The 17,160-nt window shown below is 71.8% G+C and carries 30 protein-coding genes; 1 reads left to right on the top strand and 29 read right to left on the bottom strand.

The genetic code is table 11. From position 1 onward, the window contains the following. The 18 genes from M8330_RS20745 to M8330_RS20660 form a co-directional block, all read right to left on the bottom strand. Positions 1-982: hypothetical protein (locus M8330_RS20745; RefSeq protein ID WP_250828891.1), on the bottom strand; the 982-nt coding region annotated here is incomplete at its 3' end. 10 nt (positions 983-992) lie between these two features. Further along, complete coding sequence (locus M8330_RS20740) at positions 993-1,385, bottom strand: hypothetical protein (protein ID WP_250828890.1); 393 nt, start codon at positions 1,383-1,385, stop codon at positions 993-995. 29 nt (positions 1,386-1,414) lie between these two features. Then, positions 1,415-2,038, bottom strand: a complete 624-nt coding sequence (locus M8330_RS20735; RefSeq protein ID WP_250828889.1) for a hypothetical protein — start codon at positions 2,036-2,038, stop codon at positions 1,415-1,417. A 107-nt stretch (positions 2,039-2,145) separates the two neighbouring features. After that, positions 2,146-2,679 carry a phage tail tube protein gene (locus M8330_RS20730; protein WP_250828888.1) on the bottom strand — a complete coding sequence of 178 codons (534 nt, stop codon included), beginning with the start codon at positions 2,677-2,679 and terminating at the stop codon, positions 2,146-2,148. Between the two features lie 3 nt (positions 2,680-2,682). Continuing rightward, a complete protein-coding gene (locus M8330_RS20725; protein WP_250828887.1) occupies positions 2,683-2,922 on the bottom strand; it encodes a hypothetical protein in 240 nt (79 codons plus the stop codon). A gap of 9 nt (positions 2,923-2,931) precedes the next feature. After that, a complete protein-coding gene (locus M8330_RS20720; RefSeq protein ID WP_250828886.1) occupies positions 2,932-3,342 on the bottom strand; it encodes a hypothetical protein in 411 nt (136 codons plus the stop codon). Next, the gene (locus M8330_RS20715; RefSeq protein WP_250828885.1) at positions 3,339-3,749 is read right to left on the bottom strand and encodes a hypothetical protein; all 411 of its coding nucleotides are present in this window, start codon (positions 3,747-3,749) and stop codon (positions 3,339-3,341) included. Before M8330_RS20715 ends, M8330_RS20720 begins: the two co-directional genes overlap by 4 nt. Continuing rightward, entirely contained in the window at positions 3,746-4,162 is a 417-nt protein-coding gene (locus M8330_RS22615; protein ID WP_250828884.1) for a DUF6093 family protein, read from the bottom strand. The genes M8330_RS20715 and M8330_RS22615 overlap by 4 nt, the downstream gene beginning before the upstream one ends. Beyond that, a complete protein-coding gene (locus tag M8330_RS22610; protein ID WP_250828883.1) occupies positions 4,159-4,533 on the bottom strand; it encodes a hypothetical protein in 375 nt (124 codons plus the stop codon). The genes M8330_RS22615 and M8330_RS22610 overlap by 4 nt, the downstream gene beginning before the upstream one ends. 27 nt (positions 4,534-4,560) lie before the next feature. Next, entirely contained in the window at positions 4,561-4,863 is a 303-nt protein-coding gene (locus M8330_RS20700; RefSeq protein WP_250828882.1) for a hypothetical protein, read from the bottom strand. After that, positions 4,863-5,864 (bottom strand): major capsid protein, encoded by a 1,002-nt coding sequence (locus M8330_RS20695; RefSeq protein ID WP_250828881.1) that lies wholly within the window; start codon positions 5,862-5,864, stop codon positions 4,863-4,865. The genes M8330_RS20700 and M8330_RS20695 overlap by 1 nt, the downstream gene beginning before the upstream one ends. A 30-nt stretch (positions 5,865-5,894) precedes the next feature. Continuing rightward, positions 5,895-6,230 (bottom strand): hypothetical protein, encoded by a 336-nt coding sequence (locus M8330_RS20690; RefSeq protein ID WP_250828880.1) that lies wholly within the window; start codon positions 6,228-6,230, stop codon positions 5,895-5,897. 75 nt (positions 6,231-6,305) lie between these two features. After that, on the bottom strand, positions 6,306-7,052 hold the full coding sequence (locus M8330_RS20685) for a hypothetical protein (RefSeq protein WP_250828879.1): 747 nt from the start codon (positions 7,050-7,052) through the stop codon (positions 6,306-6,308). 68 nt (positions 7,053-7,120) lie between these two features. Beyond that, on the bottom strand, positions 7,121-8,215 hold the full coding sequence (locus M8330_RS20680) for a hypothetical protein (protein ID WP_250828878.1): 1,095 nt from the start codon (positions 8,213-8,215) through the stop codon (positions 7,121-7,123). Further along, positions 8,190-9,671, bottom strand: coding sequence for a hypothetical protein (locus tag M8330_RS20675; protein WP_250828877.1), 1,482 nt, complete (start codon positions 9,669-9,671; stop codon positions 8,190-8,192). Before M8330_RS20675 ends, M8330_RS20680 begins: the two co-directional genes overlap by 26 nt. A gap of 59 nt (positions 9,672-9,730) precedes the next feature. Further along, positions 9,731-10,357, bottom strand: a complete 627-nt coding sequence (locus M8330_RS20670) for a terminase large subunit domain-containing protein (RefSeq protein ID WP_250828876.1) — start codon at positions 10,355-10,357, stop codon at positions 9,731-9,733. Then, positions 10,350-11,531, bottom strand: coding sequence for a terminase large subunit domain-containing protein (locus M8330_RS20665; RefSeq protein WP_250828875.1), 1,182 nt, complete (start codon positions 11,529-11,531; stop codon positions 10,350-10,352). Before M8330_RS20665 ends, M8330_RS20670 begins: the two co-directional genes overlap by 8 nt. Then, on the bottom strand, positions 11,515-12,081 hold the full coding sequence (locus M8330_RS20660; RefSeq protein WP_250828874.1) for a hypothetical protein: 567 nt from the start codon (positions 12,079-12,081) through the stop codon (positions 11,515-11,517). The genes M8330_RS20665 and M8330_RS20660 overlap by 17 nt, the downstream gene beginning before the upstream one ends. A gap of 875 nt (positions 12,082-12,956) precedes the next feature. Between M8330_RS20660 and M8330_RS20655 the strand changes: the two genes are divergently transcribed. Then, the gene (locus M8330_RS20655; RefSeq protein WP_250828873.1) at positions 12,957-13,364 is read left to right on the top strand and encodes a hypothetical protein; all 408 of its coding nucleotides are present in this window, start codon (positions 12,957-12,959) and stop codon (positions 13,362-13,364) included. 316 nt (positions 13,365-13,680) lie between these two features. On the opposite strand, the gene M8330_RS20650 is transcribed toward M8330_RS20655, so the two are convergent. From M8330_RS20650 to M8330_RS20605, 11 genes are all read right to left on the bottom strand, one after another. Then, the gene (locus tag M8330_RS20650) at positions 13,681-13,992 is read right to left on the bottom strand and encodes a hypothetical protein (protein WP_250828872.1); all 312 of its coding nucleotides are present in this window, start codon (positions 13,990-13,992) and stop codon (positions 13,681-13,683) included. 9 nt (positions 13,993-14,001) lie between these two features. Further along, positions 14,002-14,211: a hypothetical protein gene (locus tag M8330_RS20645; RefSeq protein WP_250828871.1), complete on the bottom strand. Its 210-nt coding sequence runs from the start codon at positions 14,209-14,211 to the stop codon at positions 14,002-14,004. Next, positions 14,208-14,639, bottom strand: a complete 432-nt coding sequence (locus M8330_RS20640; protein WP_250828870.1) for a hypothetical protein — start codon at positions 14,637-14,639, stop codon at positions 14,208-14,210. The genes M8330_RS20645 and M8330_RS20640 overlap by 4 nt, the downstream gene beginning before the upstream one ends. Next, a complete protein-coding gene (locus M8330_RS20635) occupies positions 14,636-14,974 on the bottom strand; it encodes a hypothetical protein (protein ID WP_250828869.1) in 339 nt (112 codons plus the stop codon). Before M8330_RS20635 ends, M8330_RS20640 begins: the two co-directional genes overlap by 4 nt. 365 nt (positions 14,975-15,339) lie before the next feature. After that, complete coding sequence (locus tag M8330_RS20630) at positions 15,340-15,663, bottom strand: hypothetical protein (protein ID WP_250828868.1); 324 nt, start codon at positions 15,661-15,663, stop codon at positions 15,340-15,342. Next, entirely contained in the window at positions 15,660-15,974 is a 315-nt protein-coding gene (locus tag M8330_RS20625) for a hypothetical protein (protein ID WP_250828867.1), read from the bottom strand. Before M8330_RS20625 ends, M8330_RS20630 begins: the two co-directional genes overlap by 4 nt. Further along, entirely contained in the window at positions 15,971-16,162 is a 192-nt protein-coding gene (locus M8330_RS20620; protein ID WP_250828866.1) for a hypothetical protein, read from the bottom strand. Before M8330_RS20620 ends, M8330_RS20625 begins: the two co-directional genes overlap by 4 nt. A gap of 4 nt (positions 16,163-16,166) precedes the next feature. Next, a complete protein-coding gene (locus M8330_RS20615) occupies positions 16,167-16,463 on the bottom strand; it encodes a hypothetical protein (protein WP_250828865.1) in 297 nt (98 codons plus the stop codon). Further along, the gene (locus M8330_RS22230; protein ID WP_284705028.1) at positions 16,456-16,587 is read right to left on the bottom strand and encodes a hypothetical protein; all 132 of its coding nucleotides are present in this window, start codon (positions 16,585-16,587) and stop codon (positions 16,456-16,458) included. Before M8330_RS22230 ends, M8330_RS20615 begins: the two co-directional genes overlap by 8 nt. Next, positions 16,584-16,871 (bottom strand): hypothetical protein, encoded by a 288-nt coding sequence (locus tag M8330_RS20610; RefSeq protein WP_250828864.1) that lies wholly within the window; start codon positions 16,869-16,871, stop codon positions 16,584-16,586. Before M8330_RS20610 ends, M8330_RS22230 begins: the two co-directional genes overlap by 4 nt. Continuing rightward, positions 16,868-17,160: hypothetical protein (locus tag M8330_RS20605; RefSeq protein ID WP_250828863.1), on the bottom strand; the 293-nt coding region annotated here is incomplete at its 5' end. The genes M8330_RS20610 and M8330_RS20605, both read right to left, overlap by 4 nt.

Below are 17,160 nucleotides of genomic sequence, written 5' to 3'. Positions count from 1 at the left end.
TCATGTCCTCGAACCCGAACGTGAAGTCCCGCGACAGGGGCGCGAGGCCGGCCATCAGCTGGCCGAGGCCGACGACGACGTTGCCGGTCGACCGGGCCCAGGAGTCCATCATCGGGACCGTGTCGGACCGGACGTAGGAGATGAACGCCTCCATGTCGTCTCCGACCAGCGCCGCGGCGGCGTCGTCAGCGAGGCGGCCGAGGGTGGCGGCGAGGTCGGAGACGAAGCTGGTGACGGCCGGGACGTCGGTCTGGAGCCGGTCCAGGGCGGACTCGACGCCGGGGAACAGCCCGGCGCCGGCGGTGTCGCGGATCTGCGCGAGGACGGGCTGCAGGGCGTTGAGGTACCGCACGAAGTGCTGGGTCTCGGGGCCGAGCTTGTACAGGGTCTCCTGGAGCTTCTCCAGGGTCGCCTCGGTCGGGTCGTTCTGGAAGTCGTCCAGGGCCGTCACGGCGTCGCCGAGGCCCTGCACGGCGATCATCGCGGTCGCCGCACCAGCAGCAGCCGCGCCGAGACCGGCGGTCAGGCCGGTGACGGCCGGGACCAGCGAGGCGGCGATGGGCGAGAGCGTGGGGCCGAGGATGACGATGGCCTCGCCGAGCAGACGCAGCCGCCCGGAGTAGCGGTCGATGTCGCGTCCGCTGCGGTTCAGGGAGTCGCCGAGCTCGTCGGCGCCGTCGGCTGCCTGGAGCTCGGCGAGGGCCTGCTCCCGCAGCGTCTTGCGCAGCTCGCGGGACTTCACGTCGGCGCGGGCCATCTCCAGCGTGTACTCGCCGGTCTTCGCGCGTGCGCGCTCCGTGGAGACCGACGACTCGCTGATGCTGCGGTCCAGGTCGGCGACCGAACCGCTGGTGGAGGTGCTGGTCCCGTCGAGGTCATGGAGGTTCCGGTTCAGCGCCGCGGTGGCGGCGGCGGCCTTGGCCATGCCGGTGGTGAAGTGGTCCTCGAGCTCGAGGAGGACGGACTCTCTGCGAACGGCCACGTCGCCTCCTTCAGTGCTGTCGGCGGGCGGTGACCTCGTCGGGGGTCATCCGCCGCAGGTAGGTGCTGCGCCCGTCGTCGGGGCGCGGGATGAACGGGCTGGGCTCGTCGCCCAGCTGCCGGATGGCCTTGGCGTCGCGGTCGTGCTGGATGCGCTGCCACTTGTCGATCTCGGCGCACAGCGGGCAGCGGCTGTCCTCGAAGGTCCAGAACAGGTGCGGGTCACCGGCCACGTCCGGGTGGTGGCCGCGGTCGCAGGTCTGCTCGTGGTACGCCGCGAGCGCGAGGAGTCGTCGCCGTTCGTCGTCGTCCCACTCCGGCTCTCGGGTGACGACGGTGGTGCCGGTGAGGTTGCCGGCGGCGTCGTAGTGCTCGTGCGTCTCGGCGGGCTCCCACCCGAGCATTCGCCGGCGGGAGATGCCGAGGCTGCTGGCTAGCTCGAGGAGGGCGCGCTCGTCTGCATCCCAGACAAGCCGCGCCGCCATTTTGGGATGTCGACCGCCTCGTCCTCGTAGATCCCGATGACGGTGCGGGCGAGGATCTTCTTGTCGGGGGGCGAGACGCCGAGGGCGTCGAACTGGCCCTCGGCCAGCGGCTCGTCCTCCCACGCCACGACGTAGGTAGCCAGGTCATCGAGGAGGGCGTCGGCGTTGCAGCGGGCCCAGGTGCGGGTGCCGTCGTCGAAGCCGGTGAGCTCGACGTCGCGGTTCCGGCCGGGCTCACCCTCGGCGCGTGGCGGGTGCTTGTCGACCCACTGGCGCCACTCGCCGTCGCTGCGGGTGGCGCGGACGGTGAGCCGCCCCTCGTACTCGCCCATCGCGTCGGCGGCGGCAGCGATCTTCTGCTGGAGCTCGATGACGTCGGCGCCCTCGCCCATCTTGCGGGGGCCTCGGGCGGCGCCGGGCTCGGCCATCCGCTCGCGCAGCAGGTCTTCCAACTCGGTCTGGAGGTTGGTGATCTCGACCAGGAACTTCACGCCGTCGCCGACGACCACGGTCGCGGGGCGTTCGGGGCGGCTGGGGGTGCCGGCGGTGAGCTCGGCGAGGGACTTGGGCACGGGTTCTCCCTGGGCTGAGGGGTGGGCTGGGGCTGAGGGTGGTGCGGGTGGAAGACGGGCGCCGCGTCAGCCCGGCGCGGCGCCCGTCGTCAAGGGGTGGCGGTGGGTCAGGCCGCGATGACGCCGTCGACCGGGGCGTCGTGGCCGTCGGCGAAGGCGACCTCCTGGGAGATCACGAACTCGCCGCCCGCGTCGTCGGCGGAGGTACCCGGGACCTGGGGGCCGAGCTCGACGGGGATCACCCGGTAGGCGTCGGCGGCCGCGAGGTCGCTGGTCCCGGACTTGCCGAGCCGCTGGACCAGCCACACCGTGGTGCCCTCGGCCAGCGCCTCGTACGCCTCGTTGCCGTCGGCGCCGGGCGTGCCGACGCTCTGCGGGTTGTAGGTGTACATGAGGGTCGGCGTGTCCCAGGTGGTCTCGCCGAGCGCGGTGGCGGTCTTGGTCTGGCACATCTTCCGCTGCTTGCTGACCTTCGCGGTCGCCGCGGTGGGCCACCAGTCGCCGACCATGTGGCAGGTGATGTTGTCGCCGGCGGTGACCTCGGCGGCGGTGATCGCGGTCAGCGACGCGGGCTCGGAGGTCAGGATGACGAGCGACTGCGAGCCGAAGCTACTGGTCGTGTCGGGCATCAGAACGGGCATCGGTTACTCCTGGTTGCTCGGGGCGGTCTCGTTGCCCGCCGCCTTCTTCGCCGCCTCGGCCGAGACGGACGTCTTGCGCTTCCTGGTCGACCGGCCGCCGACGCGGGTGTCGCGCCGGCGGGTGCCGTCCGGGTTCGTGGTGGGCTCGTCCTCGAGGACGGTCAGCCCCTTCGCGGCGGCGTAGGACGCGCCGACGGTGGTCTCGCGGCGGCCGATGCGGACGCGGACGAGTGCCTGTGCCATGTGCTCCTCCTAGAGCGAGCAGGTCCACGACGACAGGCCCTCGCTGCGCCGGTCGTCGGTCGGCTCGGGCGCCTGGGCGCGCTCGAACCGGATCGGGGTGGTCACGCCGCCGTCCACGGGCACCCGGACGCCGCGCAGTGCGATGTCGGTGCGGCCCATGGCCCAGCGCGCCTCGCTGGGCTCCTTCGCGCACTGGCGGACGGTGATGCGCCACAGGTTCTTCGGGGCGTCGTCGCCGCTCATCCGCCGGCCGACCGGGTTGGCCATGGGCTCGACGGAGAGCAGGAAGTAGACCCGGGGGAGGGGCGTGGGGACGGTGCCGTAGTCGAAGACCCGCCACTGCGCGCCGGTGAGGCTGATGGCGGCCTCGATGGTGGCCTGCATCGCGTCGAACATCGCGTCGGCGTCGGGGGTGCTCACTGGCCGGCCCTCCAGAACGCCTCGCGCAGCATGTTCCGTACCTCGCCGGGCAGGGCCGGGCCGACGATGTCGGCGGACTTCGCCAGGTCACCGTGCGGCGGCTGGTTGCGGGAGCCGTTCTCGAACGACATCCACCCCTGCCGGGCGGACGCCACGGGCCCGTACTGCGCCGAGTAGACGGCCATGCCGAACCCGAAGAACGGCTTGCTGGTCTCGGGGCGGATGGACCGGGGGTAGTGCTTGCCGTGACGGCCGGCCGACTCGCGGGCGAAGTCCCTGGCGAGGCTCGATCCGGCCTGCGCGCCGTCGCGGACGATCCCGACGCTGCGGCGGGCCACGAACGGACCGATGGCCCGGGTGTCGCGGGCGAGATCGTCGAGGTGGTTCACGACCCGGATGCGGCTCATGACCACTCCTCGGGGCGCTGGGTGGCGACGGCGGGGATGCGGCGCGCGGTGGCCTGGTCCTGCCCGTCGGTCTCGGTGAGGCGGAAGACGAGGCCGGCGCAGTCGCCCGTGAGGACCTCGAGGAGGTCTCCGTCGGCCAGGTCGGTGGTGTCCCACGGCATGTGGGCGACCCGGGCCGCGGCCTGGACGTCGACATCTCCACCGACGTCGAGACGCCGCGTGGTCGCCGCGCCGCGGCTGCTGCCGCCGATCCGGCAGCGGAGGTCGACGTAGATGTCGTCCCAGTTCCGGGTGCGGGTGCCGTCTGCATCGTCCCGGGGGCCGAGCTCGCCGGCGCGACGGATGGTGCACGTCGAGGTCATGCGGGCCTCGGCCTTGGCGCGCCCCCGTGCGAGCGTGTCGTTGAGGCTCACCGGACGTACTTCATCGAGCCGGCGCTGGGCAGGTTGGCCGAGGGCGGGGTGAGACGGCGCCGCTCGGCGGCGGTGAAGTACATGTCCTCGGTGGCGTCGCTGCGGCGCCAGGACTCGCTGTAGTCGTCGATCTGGGAGGACTCCTGCACGAGGCCCTCGGGGTTCCGCAGCACACGGAGCGCCGCGGCTGCGACGACCGCAGCGACGGCGGTGGAGGTGACCCAGCCGCTCTCGATGCTGGTGACGATGGACGGGACTTCGAGCTGGAGCGCGTCCCATGCCTCGTCGAGGCGGGTCTGGGCGACCGGGGAGCCGTCGGGGATGACGTACCCGCGGTTGGTCAGGTCAGTGGTGGTGGCCGGGTTGTCCACGGGTACGTCTCCCTTCGCGGTGGTGGATCAGGAGGAGGTCGCGTCGTCGGCGACCAGGGAGGCGCGGATGGCCTCCTTGTCCTTCGGGTCCGGGACGTCGAGGCCACGGGCGGTGGCCTCGTTGCGGAGGCGGTCGATGCGCCACCCGTCGTACTTGCCGGCGGGCTCGGCCGGCTCGGCCGAGCCCGGCCCCGAGGAGGGGGCCGGGTCGGCCGTGCGGGGGCCGTCCCAGACGTCGTCGCGGTGGACGGTGCCGGGGATGTCCGCCTCGCTGGTGCCCACGGGGTACACGACCCCGCGGGCGATCAGCGTGCGGGTGAGGCGACGCATCAGACGGTGCCCTCGAGGCCGGACAGGATGACGATGTCCTCGTTGTCCTGGATGACCGGCAGCCCGACCGACGCGGCCTTGACGGCACGCTCGACCGGGTTGTCCTGGCCGAGCGTCTGGATCGTCATGCCGGCGACCTCGAGCGGGGACAGGATCTGGCCCTGCACCTGCTGGACGGCCTCCTGGGTGACACCCAGCTCGGTGCGGCCGATGCTGTCCCCGGCGGGCAGGAACGTGCCGTAGCCCTCCGGGTAGATCCGGGTCTTGGACCCGTCCTCGGCGCGCAGCACCCGGTCGTAGGTGGTGATCGACGGCAGGCCGCGGTCCGCCGCGTAGGCGTTGAGCGAGGTCTGGCCCACGGGCTGCTGCGGGAACAGCGCCTGGAGCGAGGACAGCGCCTTGCGGTAGGTCTTCGCGGTGGTCACGAACACGCCCGCGGCGGCGCCGGAGGTGTCGTGGAAGACCTCGTGCCCGGCCTCGAACGCGTCCCAGAAGTTGTCGCCGGCGTCGACGGCGATCTTCTGCTCGGCGGCGATGCCGAAGTCGACCTCGTGGACCTCGCCGTCCTCGGTGGCCAGCGAGACGATGCCGGTGGACAGCGCCTGGCCGCGCATCAGCTCGTAGGTGTTGTCAGTGGCCAGGGCCGCCAGGCCGGCGGCCTGCTCGACCCACGGCGACCAGTCGACCTGCTGGCCGTTGAGCTGCTGGGCCAGGATGAACTCGAGGTTCAGGTCGGTCTCGGTGAGGTTCACGATCGGGGTGACCGCGGGGAGCTCGCCTCGGACCTCGACGATGCCGGGGCGGCGGATCGGGGTCGCGGGGGAGCCGAACGCGCGCACGGGGACCGTCTGGTCGACCTTGCGGCGGCGGCCGAGGCGGTAGCTGAGCGCCTGGACGGCGACGTTGGGGAGGAACCGCTCGAGGCTGTTCCGCTCGTCCCGCACCTGCCGCGCCGCCAGGATGACGGGGCGGAGGTCGGGAACCAGGTCCATGATCTGCATGGGTCAGAACTCCTTGTCTCTGGGCGGCGGTCAGGCGACCGGCACGGTGCCGTTGATGAACGAGATGCCGTTCTGCGAGAGAGCGGTCTCCTGGGCCAGGTCGAGGGCGGCCGGCAGGTACCGGCGGTCCACGGTTCCGGCGTGCACGACGGAGATCAGGTGGCTCTCGCCGGCCTTGATCACGAAGTCGTCCAGGACGAGGCCCTGGCCGTCGACGAGGGAGCCGGAGAGCACGAGGCCGTCGCTGTCGGCGGTGACGTCGGCGGGGGCGACGGTGACGCCGTGGCGCTCCGACTTGTGGGGGTCACGGAGCCACCGGCGGTCGCCGGTGTCGTAGCTGGTGCGCTTGGGCGCGAAGTTGGACACGTCGTTCTCCTTCTCGGGTTGGGTGTCCGGATGGGTCCGGTGGTCGTGGCTTCGCGCCTACGGGAACCGGGGGTCTCAGTTGCCGCTGGTGGCGGCGGGACGCAGGTTCAGGGACGTCTGCATCCGGGCGAGCGCGGCCGCGACCTTCTCGCCCTCCGTCTGGTTCGCGGGGGCACCGCCGCCGATCCCGGAGGGCGCCTGGCGGACGGCGGGCTTGGCCAGGTGCGGCTTCTTGGCGACAAGGTCGTCGAGCGCGGTGGCGACCTTCGCGCTGTCCGCGACGCCCTTGTCGTCGATGACGGCCGTCATGTCGACGTGCGCGAGGGCGTCGGAGGCGTCGTGGAGGCGGTTCTTCGCTGCGTCGAGGACTGCAGTGCGCACGGCGTCAGCCTTGGCCTGCACCTCGCGCTCGGACTCACGGTCCTCGAATGGCTTCACGGCCGCGGCGACGGCCTGCCTCACGATCGCGTCGATGTCGAGCTCGCTGGTCCCGCTCGGCTGCTGGCCGCCCTGCGGCGTGGCCTGCTGGCCGTCGGCGGTGGGCTTCGGGGGCGTGGGCCGGGCGCGGGAAGCGGCGAGCGCTCGCTCGGCGGTCTGGCGGGCCTCGCGCTCACGGTTGAGCGCGGCGCGGCCGGGGTCGCCGAGGGCGTTCCACTCCTCCTCCGAGACGCCGTCGGGGCGCTCGACCGGCGGGACGGTGTCGTCGCCGCCGAGGATGGGCCACACGACGCGGCCGTTGGGCAGGACGCCGACGGCCTGGAGGGGCCGGCCGGTGAGCGGGTGCCGCATCGTCGGGTGCTGCGGCTGGGTGGTGGGGGACATCGCGTCTCCTTCGTGGGCGCGCTTGTGCGCGGCGCCGTGCGCCTCTCCGCCCGTCGCGGGTCGGGAAGTCAGGTGGTGGTGATGAAGCCGGCGAGCTGGAGCAGTCGGATCGCCTCGTCGCGGTCGTCGCCGGCGCGGGCGTAGATGGTTTCCGGCATCACCCGGGCGCCGGGGCGGAGCCGGGCGGCGGGGGTAGTCATGCCGCGGCGGGCGTTCACGACGCGCGTGAGGTCCGCGCCGTCGCGGATCGCGCGTGCCCCGTCGACGGTGAAGATGTCCTCCTGGGACAGCAGCCCCTGCTTGCGGCGCTGCGCCACGGTCAGGTCCGGGTGCCGGGCCTCGAGCGTCTGCGCGGTCGGGAGGGACTCGAAGTAGGCGGTCGAGTCGACGGTCAGGTCTCCGGCAGCGGTCTCGCTGACGGGGATGTGCCGGCAGTCGCATCCGGGGTGCCGCTCGAACCCGTCGTTCCACCGGTAGAACCTCCCCGCGAGGACCGCGCAGCGCGCGCAGGAGGGCAGGTTCAGCATCCGCACGTAGCCGTCAATCTCGCGGTGGCTGACGGTGGCCGCAGACTCGGCGGCCCGGGCGGTGTCGGCGAGCACGGTGGCCGCGGAGAGCTCGATCCACCTCATGGTGTCGTCGAGCGCGGCCTGTGCGGCCGTGTCCTGTTCGCGCTGCCAGGCTTCCTCGCGGAGCCGTGCCGCGGCCTGCTGGTCGGCCCGGATCGCGGCCCACGTGAGGTCGCTGACCTCGTCGGGTCGCTCAGCCGGCTCAGTGTCCGTGCGGAGGGCGGTGCTGCGGATCTCGTTGAAGCGCCGCCCGGCCTGGGGGACGGAGAGCGCCATGAGGGACTGCACGGGCCGCCCGTCGCCGGCGAGCCCGGCGAACGTGGAGGGGACGACGACGCCCGGTGACGCCTCCGGCATGAGCCCGAGCTCGACGACCACGGCGGCGATGTAGGAGTCGGCCTCGCGGGCGGCGGCCACCTGGGCGGCGCCGACGAGCGTGGCCAGCTGAGTCCCGATGCCGTTGTCGGTGTACTGCTGCTCCCACGACCCGCGGGGCTCCATCCGGCGCCACACCAGCCGCAGCGCAGTGATGAGCCGGGCGGTGATCCGCTGCTGACGACGGTAGTAGTCAGCTGACGAGCGAGGCGTTGTCACCGAGGAAGTCCCTGCTCAGACGCTCCAGCGGGTCCTGCTCCTCGGCGAGGCGCCGGGAGCGGGTGGCCTCGTACTCGTCGACGGCGGCCGTGACGGTCTCGGTGTCCCAGTGCAGCACCTTCTCGGCGACCGCGGCGACACCGAGCCCGCTGGCGGTGAGCTTGGTGAACTGGTCGACCAACTGCGACTCGATCCGGGTCTCCGGGTCGACCCACCGCGGCGTGACCCGGGTGCGGGTGCTGGGAGACTCGATCGCCAGGATGTGCTTCCCGAGACGCCGCCACGACTGGTTGAGGCTGCCGTGCTGGCCCATCCGGTTCACGCGCCGGACCATCGGCGCCTCGTCCGTCTTCAGCAGCTCAGCGGACATGTGCGACTTCAGGTCCAGCGAGAAGTACGTCGACGCCAGGGCGGTCTTCGCGCGCACCTTCGCCGAGGCGTGCTCGGCCCACGTCACGAACGACGCGAGGCCGGCGGGCTCGAGCTGGCCGAACTTCACACCCTTCCCACCGAACCACGTGTGGTCCGCGCGCGGGTTGAAGCCGATCATCGGCTTCCCGTCCGGCCCCAGGAGCGGCTTCGACGGGTCCTTGGGGTCCCGGGGGACTTCCAGACCCTCGACGTAGCGGATCGGGACGGCACCGAAGTGGCCGGCGAACACGAGGAGGCCCTCGACCAAGTCGACGATGTCGATCAGGGACGCGATGGGTGCGATCTCGGAGACGGGGTCCTTGATCAGCCGGCCACGCGGTGCGAGCTCCACGACCGGGACCTCGGTCAGGCCGGTGGGCCGCGGCTCTCCGACGACCTGCCACCGGGAGGTCTCACTGGAGCCCTCGGGGTCGCGCATCTCGGTCTCGGACTCGGCCAGGTCCCGGTCGTACCCGGGCAGCCGCAGCAGCCCGCGCCGCTGGTTCGTCCACTCGTCGGTCCACGTCTTCAGGTAGCCCACGACGTTGTAGGGGACCTGCTGAGAGCGGATCACGGCGGCCTGGGTGGCGGACTCGATGCCGACCACGGCCTTCTGGTCGTCGGTGGTCGACCGGGCGGCGGACGCGAACGCGCGTGCGCCGATCAGGGACTCGCGGTGGCCCTCGTGGTGCATCACGTCGAGGTCGTTGTCGTCCCACGCGGCCCGGAGGAGGCCGTCGGCTGCCTTGTCCTCGGCGCCGATGCCGGCCAGGCCGAGTCGCTCGGTGAGGGCGTCGACCACGATGCCGGCGGTGCCCGACTTCGGGATGTCGAGCATGGAGTGCAGGCTGCCGGTCAGGACCCGGTCGGTGACCCGACCATCGGCCGACGCCACGACGAGCCCCGGGTAGACCTCGGCGTACTCGCGAGCCAGGAACGGCAGGACGTACTCGTTGCAGTACCGCTTCTCGAAGGGGTCGGCGTACCGCTTCTGGTCCTCGATCTTGGCCAGGAGGCGCTTCGTCCACTGCATCACGGTGGGCATCGCGGGACCTCCGTCCTGGTCGTGGTGGTGCGGTCAGCGGCTTCCGGGGCGGTCTGTGGTCACATGCCGAAGATCAGCGGCGGCAGCTCGGCGTCGGGCCAGCCGGCGGCGCGCATGTCGGCCGCGGCCTCGTGGCAGATGACGCTGGTGACGCCGGCGTCGATCTTCTGGGTCTGCGACGGCTTCCCCAGGAAGTACCGGTCGCCCTTGGCGAGCTTGCTGGCGTTGCCGATGTGGGTGGTGGTGATCGGGCAGCCGTCCTGGGTGAGCGCCCCGGTCTCGAGGTCGGCCTCGAACCGGCGCAGCGCCGGGTACATGCGGCCGATCTGGTTCGTGGGCCAGGGCACGAAGACGTCGGGCCCGTGCTCGACGTCCCAGTCCTCGATCTCGGTGGACCAGTCGGTCTCGTCGTGGAACCCGGGGTCGGCGTAGACCCGCAGCAGCCGCCAGGTGCGGGCGATCTCTCGCCACGCCTCGTGGACCTCGGCGCGGGGGATGCGGTGGTCCGGCCACTCGGCCGGGTTCCAGATCGTCGGCCGCCGCGACGGCCCGTAGCGGGGCGTGAACAGCAGGCCCTCGCGGGTCTCCAGCTTGATGCACGTCCAGTCGTCGTTCAGGGACCCGTCGAAGCCGCCGCACACGCTGACGCCGGCGGGCGGGTTCGGCATCCACACCTGGTCAGGCATCGGCGGTGACCTTCCCTGCGTAGGCGCCGGCCCACAGCCCCAGCGGGAGCCACGACCCGGTGCCCTGGACGAGCCGGTTCCCGAAGAAACGTTCCGCCTGGGCGGGGTCCTTCTTCATCAGCTCGGCGGCCTCGGCCTCGATCGAGTCGAGGTTGACCCACCAGGACCCCTCGTAGACCCACTCGAAGATCCGACGCCGGTTGGCCTTGGTCTTGAACGAGATCGGGCGGCCGTCCGCGTCGCACAGCGACGGCTCGAGGTCGGGGTTGCGGTAGAGCACGAAGATGTCGTCGGAGCCGGACTCGTACACCTGCTGGGCGTAGGAGTTCATGGCCGGGTCCCACGCGTTCGTGGTGGCGTGGGTTCGACCGCCCATGCCGGCCGCGCCGCGACGCTGGGTCTCGGCGACGTTGATCATTTTGTTCGACCGGTAGTAGAGGCCGACCTCGTCCTGCTCGGCGTCCGAGATCGGGTTGCCGAGGCGGGAGTTCGCCGACGCGGTGACGACGTCGATGCGGTCGAGGTCGTCGTCGTCGGAGAGCCCGAGGATGCGGATGAAGCCCTCGCGGACCGCGAGCAGGTGCCGCAGCGGCCCGAGCTTGATCATCGCGCGCAGCGGCCGGTAGATGTTGTCGGCCTGGTCCTCGGACGTGGCGGTGATCTGGATCAGCGGCGACGGGTGCCGCATCCCCTTGGCCTCACCGGGCAGGTACTCGTACTCCCAGCCGCAGTCACAGCCGTGGTCGGAGCACACGTAGACGTCGCCGGCCTGGGCCCACCCGGCGAACACCGACGGGCCGCACGCCTCGAACGCGACGAACGCCGCCGAGGTGGGGCCCTTGCCGGTTTTCTGCGGAGCGACCACGAGCGTCTGCCGGTACTGGAACGCCTGGTTCAGCAGCGGCACGTCGTCGTTCGTGATGGTCTCGTCGGAGTCGCCCAGGGCGATCTGCTCGAGGAGATCGGCCACCACGGCCGGGTCCACGAAGACGGCGTCCTCGCGGATGCGGTACCGGTTCGCGCACCACCAGAACTGCCAGTCGGCCAGCTTCATCGGCCGGCCGCGGGCGAAACCGTCCGGGACGCGGCAGTGCCGGGTGATCCACGCGTCGGCCAGGTCTCCGAGGGTGGCGAAGTCGACGACGAACGAGGCGGGCTCAGCCGCCGTTGCCACCGACTGCCCTCAGCCGACGCGTCGGCGCCGGGGCCTCGGCCGCGGCCTTCTTCGACTTCGCGGCGCTGGTCGCCTTCGGCGCCGTCCGCTGCTCGAGCTCGTCGACGGCGATGGCCCACCCGTTGGCACGCATGCCGTCGGGGGAGAGGCCGATCTCGTTGCGGTACTCCCGCAGTCGCGCGACCAGCGCAGCGTTCGCCTCGGGCTCCGTCTCGACGATGACCTTCAGCCGGCAGAACTCCGCGATGGTCGGCCAGCGCCAGCGGTCTCGCTGCCACGCCACGGCCTGCGGTGTCTTCCAGACCTCGCGCCACACCTGCAGCTCGCGCTTGCGGAACGCGGTGGTGCCCGCCTTGTCGGGCTGCCGCGACTTCCCGCCCTCGGTGGCGACCGTGACGAACCGGTCGATCCGGGGGAGCGGGAACGGCGGGGCCACACCCTTGCGGCCCTCCGACGGCAGCGCGGTCGGGGAGTAGCCGCGCTTCTCGCTGCGGCCAGAGTTCGGGTCCGGCGCAGGGCCGGACCGGGGACGTGCTCCACCCTTGGGCATGGCGATCTCCTGGGTGCGGCATCGCGCCGCGTGACGGGGACGGCGGCCGGCATCGCGCCGGCCACCTGCGCCGGGTCCCCGATGGGGGGAGCCCGGAAAGTTCTGAACCCTCCGCGCCTCGGAGCGCCCTCTCCCCCGGTCCTCAGGAGGGGGGTGGGGAGGGGGTATGGCCACCCCCTGTGTGGTGGCTCGGGTGCGGGCAGCTGGTGCCGCGGCGGCCGGCGGTGGCGTAGTTGCCGGCGGGGCACTCGGGGCCGTGGATGACGGCCCGGTTGCTGTCGCAATGCCCGAGTGTCCATTGGACGGGGTCGATCGGGTGGGGATTCCCGGCTGCGGCGCAGCGCCAGCAGGTGACGTGCGCGCCGCCGTCGAGGCGGCGTTGCCAGGCGGCACGCGTGGCGTCGTAGTCGGCGTCGTAGCCGCGGGCTTGGCGGCGGCCGCGCGCGGCGTCTCGAGCGCGTGTGTGCTCGGCGCAGCGGGACGAGTGGCCGAGCCGGGGGCAGCCCGGCTCGGCGCAGACTCGCTTGCTCAGGATGTCCCCCCCTCGACGGGTGACGGCCGGTCGGGGGAGACCAAGCCCGACCGCCACCCGCGCCAGAGCGTCGACCCGGGCCCGCACCTGCCCCCAGGGCAGGGCCGCGTCGACGGCGGAAACACGAGGGTCTCCGGCCCGTGCTCCTGCGGCCGGTCGAACGAGGAGCGGCCACGTGGAAACACGAAACCGAACGGAACAGGCATGCAGCAGCCCACCATCCGGCGGCACAAGGCTCGCACAGCATGGTTCGGGCGGCTTGCCGAACGACGTTGGTCAGGCTGGCTGAGTCCGGCAACAGACCAGGCGTCAGGTGCGGAAGGACAACGGCTAGGGTGCCGCAGTGGTTCTCTCGACTGACTTCTACGCGCTGGTTGCACAGATCATCCCGGTGCTGTTGCTCACCGGAATAATCGAGATGCGGGCTGTCTCGCAACGGTGGGCGGAGCCCACGCTACCGACCTGGGTGGTGCTCGGGTTCCTGGTGGGAATGTTGCTCATCATCTTGGGAGAGGTGTCGGCGCTCTGGGTAGTCTCCAACGGCGCTGAGAATGCGTTGGTGTTGTTCGGAGCATTGTTCGGCATCGGGGTTGCCGGATCGTTCGCCGCTCTGCCTCTAGTCGACACGGTCCTCGACTGGGCAGCACCGGCTGAGAAGCGAGCCTCTTGGCTCCAGCGCTTAGGTACGGCTGCCGCACTAACGCCCTTCGCCGCCGCGATGGTTGCTTTGATCGCCGCGTCGGCTGCCTGAGCGTTCTGGCATCGGCGCACCAACCGGAATCCGCCGGGCGGGCCGAGCTGCGGCGGTCAGGGCTTCGAGCCGGGCACGGCAGGTCTCGTCGTCGTCGCGGACGATGACCGGGGCGGAGCGGCGGTCGGCTCCGGCGTGTGCGGCCCGGGCCCGGGCGTTGTCGTTGGTCCACCAGGGGGACCGGGCGTAGCGCTCCCGGAGCAGGTCGTGGGTCACGTCGTCCACGGTCGGTCACCTCCCTTGCCGTGGCCACGGCTGTAGGCGGAGGCGATCCAGAGGATGGCCACCGTCAGGCCGAGGACTGCTGCGCCGGCCATCAGCCGTCGCCCCTGATCCTGCGTCGCGTCTCAGCGATCTGGTCCCTGAGCCGCCCGACCTCGCCGTGGTAGTCGCTGCGTCCCGCTGCCTTGCCCGCCGCCTGGTGGATCAGCTCCCGCCGCTCGACCAGCCGCCGGAAGGCGGCGATCTGCGCGGGAGCGAGCGCTGCACTGGCTGGGATGACCGGCGTGGCCTTCGGCTGCGTGTAGCGCCAGCGCCAGATGATGAGCGCGGCGCCGGCCAGGCCGCCGATGAGGGCGGCGAGGTCGTCGAGGTAGCGCCTGCACTGCGTGATGTTCAGGTGTCGCACGGTGGGCTCCTAGCGTCGGGTGCGGGGTGGGCTGAGGCGGGTGCGCTTCTTGGGCTTCTTCGTGCCCTTCGGGTGGCCGTAGTGCCAGCGGGGGCCGCACTGGTAGGCGTGGAGGCCGGAGTCGTGCGGGTGGTTCCGATCCATGGCGTCCTCGGCGGCGTGGCGGGTGGGCCACGAGGTCTTGCCGCACGAGGGACAGCGGTACCCGCGGCTGCTCACAGCGCCCCCACGCTGATGAACCGGCCGCGCACCGTCGCGTCGACGTACCACCGCGTGACGATGAGGCGGTTCTGCAGGGTCCCGTCGCGGCCGTAGATCAGGTGGAACGGGCCGAAGCCGAACGAGCGGGTGAAGGGCAAGGGGATGCCATCGGCGAGGAACCGGTCCCCGATCGCGCGGTTGGCCGCGGCCCGCGCCTCACGGAGACACGGGGTGAGCGGCGCCGGGAGCAGCGGCTCTCGGCCTGCCCATGCGACCTCGCGCCAGCTGAGGCTGTTGAGCGGGCGCCAGCCGTCGTTGTGGGTGAGTCGGTCGAGCAGCGAGTAGTAGGCCTGGTCCGGCAGCCGTGACGCGGCCAGCGGGCGCCAGATCAGCCGGTGCACGACCGGGTTCTCCATGGCGGATCGGACGAAGTTGAGGATGCTCATGCGCCGGCCCACCAGGAGCAGCGGTCGATGACCCGCTGGTACGCGGCGGCAACGTCGGGCGGGACCTCGGCCAGCAGGACGCCGTCCGCGGTGATGTGCGCCGTCTCGGGGTCGCTGCCGTCGATGCGGTCGAGCTGGGCGACGGCGGTGGCCGGCTCGGGTCCGTCGGCTGCGAGGATGGTGGCGTCGGCGATGAGCTCGTGCTGCTGCTCGACCAGGCGGTCGATGTGCGCGCGCAGGCCGGTGACGCTGACCTCGCCGCGCTTGGTGCGCAGGGACCGGTCGTCGAGGATGCGCCGCAGCTCGTCGATGACGGCGGGCCCGACGCTGGTCACGACGGGCTCCCGGGGTCCTGGTCGGGTCGCGTCTGTCCGGGCCGACCGACTCGGTATCGCTGGGCACATCCGCACTCTTGGTTGGAGCAGAACGCCTCGGCGCAGCAGTCCTCGTCGCACCCCCAGCAGCATCCGCACGCCGGGCACAGCGAGTCGTGGAGGACGGTGTGGTCGTAGTGGTCATCTGGGGTGCAGGCCCTGTCGTGAGTCCGCAACGGGCGACCGTTGGCACTCCGGTCAGTCTCGTCAGCCATGAGTTGCCTCCGATCCGGGCCGACGGGCGGCAATGCCAATGGAATCCGCCTCCGGGTTGCTACGTGACGGGAACGCGGCAGCCGCCGTTGCAGCGTCGGATCCGGGCCGACTCATGCGGGGTCCGTGCAGTCGTGACAGCCGCCGCCGTCGCAGGTGGAACAGGTCGGGTATCCGGCCTCGGTCCGGTGCAGCGGCAGGTCGACCATGCGGGTGCGCATCCCGGTCCGCTCGAGCACGTGCCGGCCCAGGTAGGACCGCTCGTCCCGCTGCACCCACCCGGCGGCGCGGATGACGTCGGCGATGTGCTGCGTGTGGTCGACGTTGGAGTCGAAGAACCCGCACTCGCAGATGGTGCTCATGTCCGGCTCGGCGAGCTCGTGGGTGGCCAGCAGCGCCACCAGCGAGTCAGGGGTCTCGGTCTCGGTCTCGCTCATGCGGACACCTCGTCGTAGGTGGCCTCGAAGATGTCCGGCTTGCAGGGATAGAATTCGCCCTGGACGCCGCGGATGATCCAGTCGCCGGGCTTGGCCTGCATGACACCCTCGAGGGTGGCGATCAGCATGTACCCCGTAGCCGGGTCGATGCTGACGCCGCTCGCCGGAATCTGGGCAGCCATCGGGTCGAACGAGCCCTGCGTGTTCTCCTCGACCCACTTGTAGACGGCGTGTATGCGGCCGTTGTCGCCGACCAGGCGCATGGCCTGGATCTCTACAGGCTTCTTGCGGAACGTCTTCGGGGTGCTCATGCGGTGCCCTCCTCGGGCTCGGTGGTGGTGGGGCGGGAGTTCTGACGGGCCTGTCGCTGCTCGCAGAGCCACTCCTGGGCGTCGGCGCGGGACAGGTGGATCACGCCGTCGGCGGTGCGGTAGCCGGCGATCCCGGTGAACCTGGATAGGGCGATGGCATCGGCAGCGACGTGCACGTGACCGGGCACGCGCTCATCGGCCGGCCCCCTCGTCGGAGTCGGGACGGACAGCGCCGTTCTCGGGCTGGTCGTCGGCGGCCTGCTGAGCGGGCCGAGTCTGGCGACCCTGCGCCGCGACCCAAGCGGCGATCGCAGACTGGTCGCCAGCGGCCCCCCACATCGTTTCCAAGGTGGGGCCGTCGCACTCATGGCAGATGAAAGCGACGCTTCGAGTTCCGTCAGGCAAGGCCGCGCCGTAGGCCAGGATGGCCCGCCTGGCGCCGCACCAGGAACAGACCTTCGCCTCAGTCTCGGGCTGCTGCTCAGGCACCGTAGCCCTCCTCGCGCTGGTCGGTCGTGTAGATCAGACCGCACCGGCACTCGCCGTCGTGGAAGACGTCCGCGTGCGCCTCGATCAGCGCCACCAGCGGGTCGGGGGTCTCGGTGGTGCTCATGCGGTGCCCTCCTCGGGCTCGGTGGTGGTGGGGCAGTCGCAGTCCTCGCCGATGACACATTCGCGGCCGACGTGGATCTCGCAGAAGTGGCCGTCGCCGCCGTAGGCAGGTCGGGCGTCGATGCCACAGCGGCAGCAGCGTTCCCCGGCCGTGGGCTGCGTGCGGGGCCCCTTGATGCCGAGAAGCAGGGAGGCGGGGACTCGTTCACCCCTTGCCCTGAGCTCGGCGGCCCGGGCCTGCTTGTCGAGGGCTGCGTCACTGAAGATGCTGGCCTCGGCGCTCATCGGTCGGTCACCTCGTCGGAGTCGGGACGGACAGAGGCGCTCCCGGCCAGCGCGAGAGTGGGCGCGCACAGGACGTCCGTGACGGCGCCCGAGCCGGGGAACAGGTCGTCCACGACATCGAGGTCGGCGTCGTACCCGAGGCCGTCCAGGACCCACCGGGTCCACGCCTCGGGCTTGCGGCCGGGGAACCCGGGCTGGACGCCCGCGACCAGGATGGGCTGCACCTGGGGCTCGCCCCGACGGCGGCCGCGGCGCCCCTCCGGGATGCGCAGGACAACAGCCTCGACGG

Source organism: Nocardioides bruguierae (assembly GCF_023656415.1).
In the GTDB taxonomy this organism is placed as follows: Bacteria; Actinomycetota; Actinomycetes; order Propionibacteriales; family Nocardioidaceae; genus Nocardioides; species Nocardioides bruguierae.
This window is presented reverse-complemented; position numbering and strand designations above follow the sequence as displayed.

Bases quoted from the DNA above. Each gene is read 5' to 3' on its own strand.
- M8330_RS20740 (WP_250828890.1), bottom strand. From the start codon at position 1,385: ATGCTCGGGTGGGAGCCCGCCGAGACGCACGAGCACTACGACGCCGCC.
- M8330_RS20730 (WP_250828888.1), bottom strand. From the start codon at position 2,679: ATGCCCGTTCTGATGCCCGACACGACCAGTAGCTTCGGCTCGCAGTCG.
- M8330_RS20725 (WP_250828887.1), bottom strand. From the start codon at position 2,922: ATGGCACAGGCACTCGTCCGCGTCCGCATCGGCCGCCGCGAGACCACC.
- M8330_RS20715 (WP_250828885.1), bottom strand. From the start codon at position 3,749: ATGAGCCGCATCCGGGTCGTGAACCACCTCGACGATCTCGCCCGCGAC.
- M8330_RS20700 (WP_250828882.1), bottom strand. From the start codon at position 4,863: ATGCGTCGCCTCACCCGCACGCTGATCGCCCGCGGGGTCGTGTACCCC.
- M8330_RS20695 (WP_250828881.1), bottom strand. From the start codon at position 5,864: ATGCAGATCATGGACCTGGTTCCCGACCTCCGCCCCGTCATCCTGGCG.
- M8330_RS20685 (WP_250828879.1), bottom strand. From the start codon at position 7,052: ATGTCCCCCACCACCCAGCCGCAGCACCCGACGATGCGGCACCCGCTC.
- M8330_RS20675 (WP_250828877.1), bottom strand. From the start codon at position 9,671: ATGCCCACCGTGATGCAGTGGACGAAGCGCCTCCTGGCCAAGATCGAG.
- M8330_RS20670 (WP_250828876.1), bottom strand. From the start codon at position 10,357: ATGCCTGACCAGGTGTGGATGCCGAACCCGCCCGCCGGCGTCAGCGTG.
- M8330_RS20660 (WP_250828874.1), bottom strand. From the start codon at position 12,081: ATGCCCAAGGGTGGAGCACGTCCCCGGTCCGGCCCTGCGCCGGACCCG.
- M8330_RS20640 (WP_250828870.1), bottom strand. From the start codon at position 14,639: ATGAGCATCCTCAACTTCGTCCGATCCGCCATGGAGAACCCGGTCGTG.
- M8330_RS20630 (WP_250828868.1), bottom strand. From the start codon at position 15,663: ATGAGCGAGACCGAGACCGAGACCCCTGACTCGCTGGTGGCGCTGCTG.
- M8330_RS20625 (WP_250828867.1), bottom strand. From the start codon at position 15,974: ATGAGCACCCCGAAGACGTTCCGCAAGAAGCCTGTAGAGATCCAGGCC.
- M8330_RS22230 (WP_284705028.1), bottom strand. From the start codon at position 16,587: ATGAGCACCACCGAGACCCCCGACCCGCTGGTGGCGCTGATCGAGGCG.
- M8330_RS20610 (WP_250828864.1), bottom strand. From the start codon at position 16,871: ATGAGCGCCGAGGCCAGCATCTTCAGTGACGCAGCCCTCGACAAGCAG.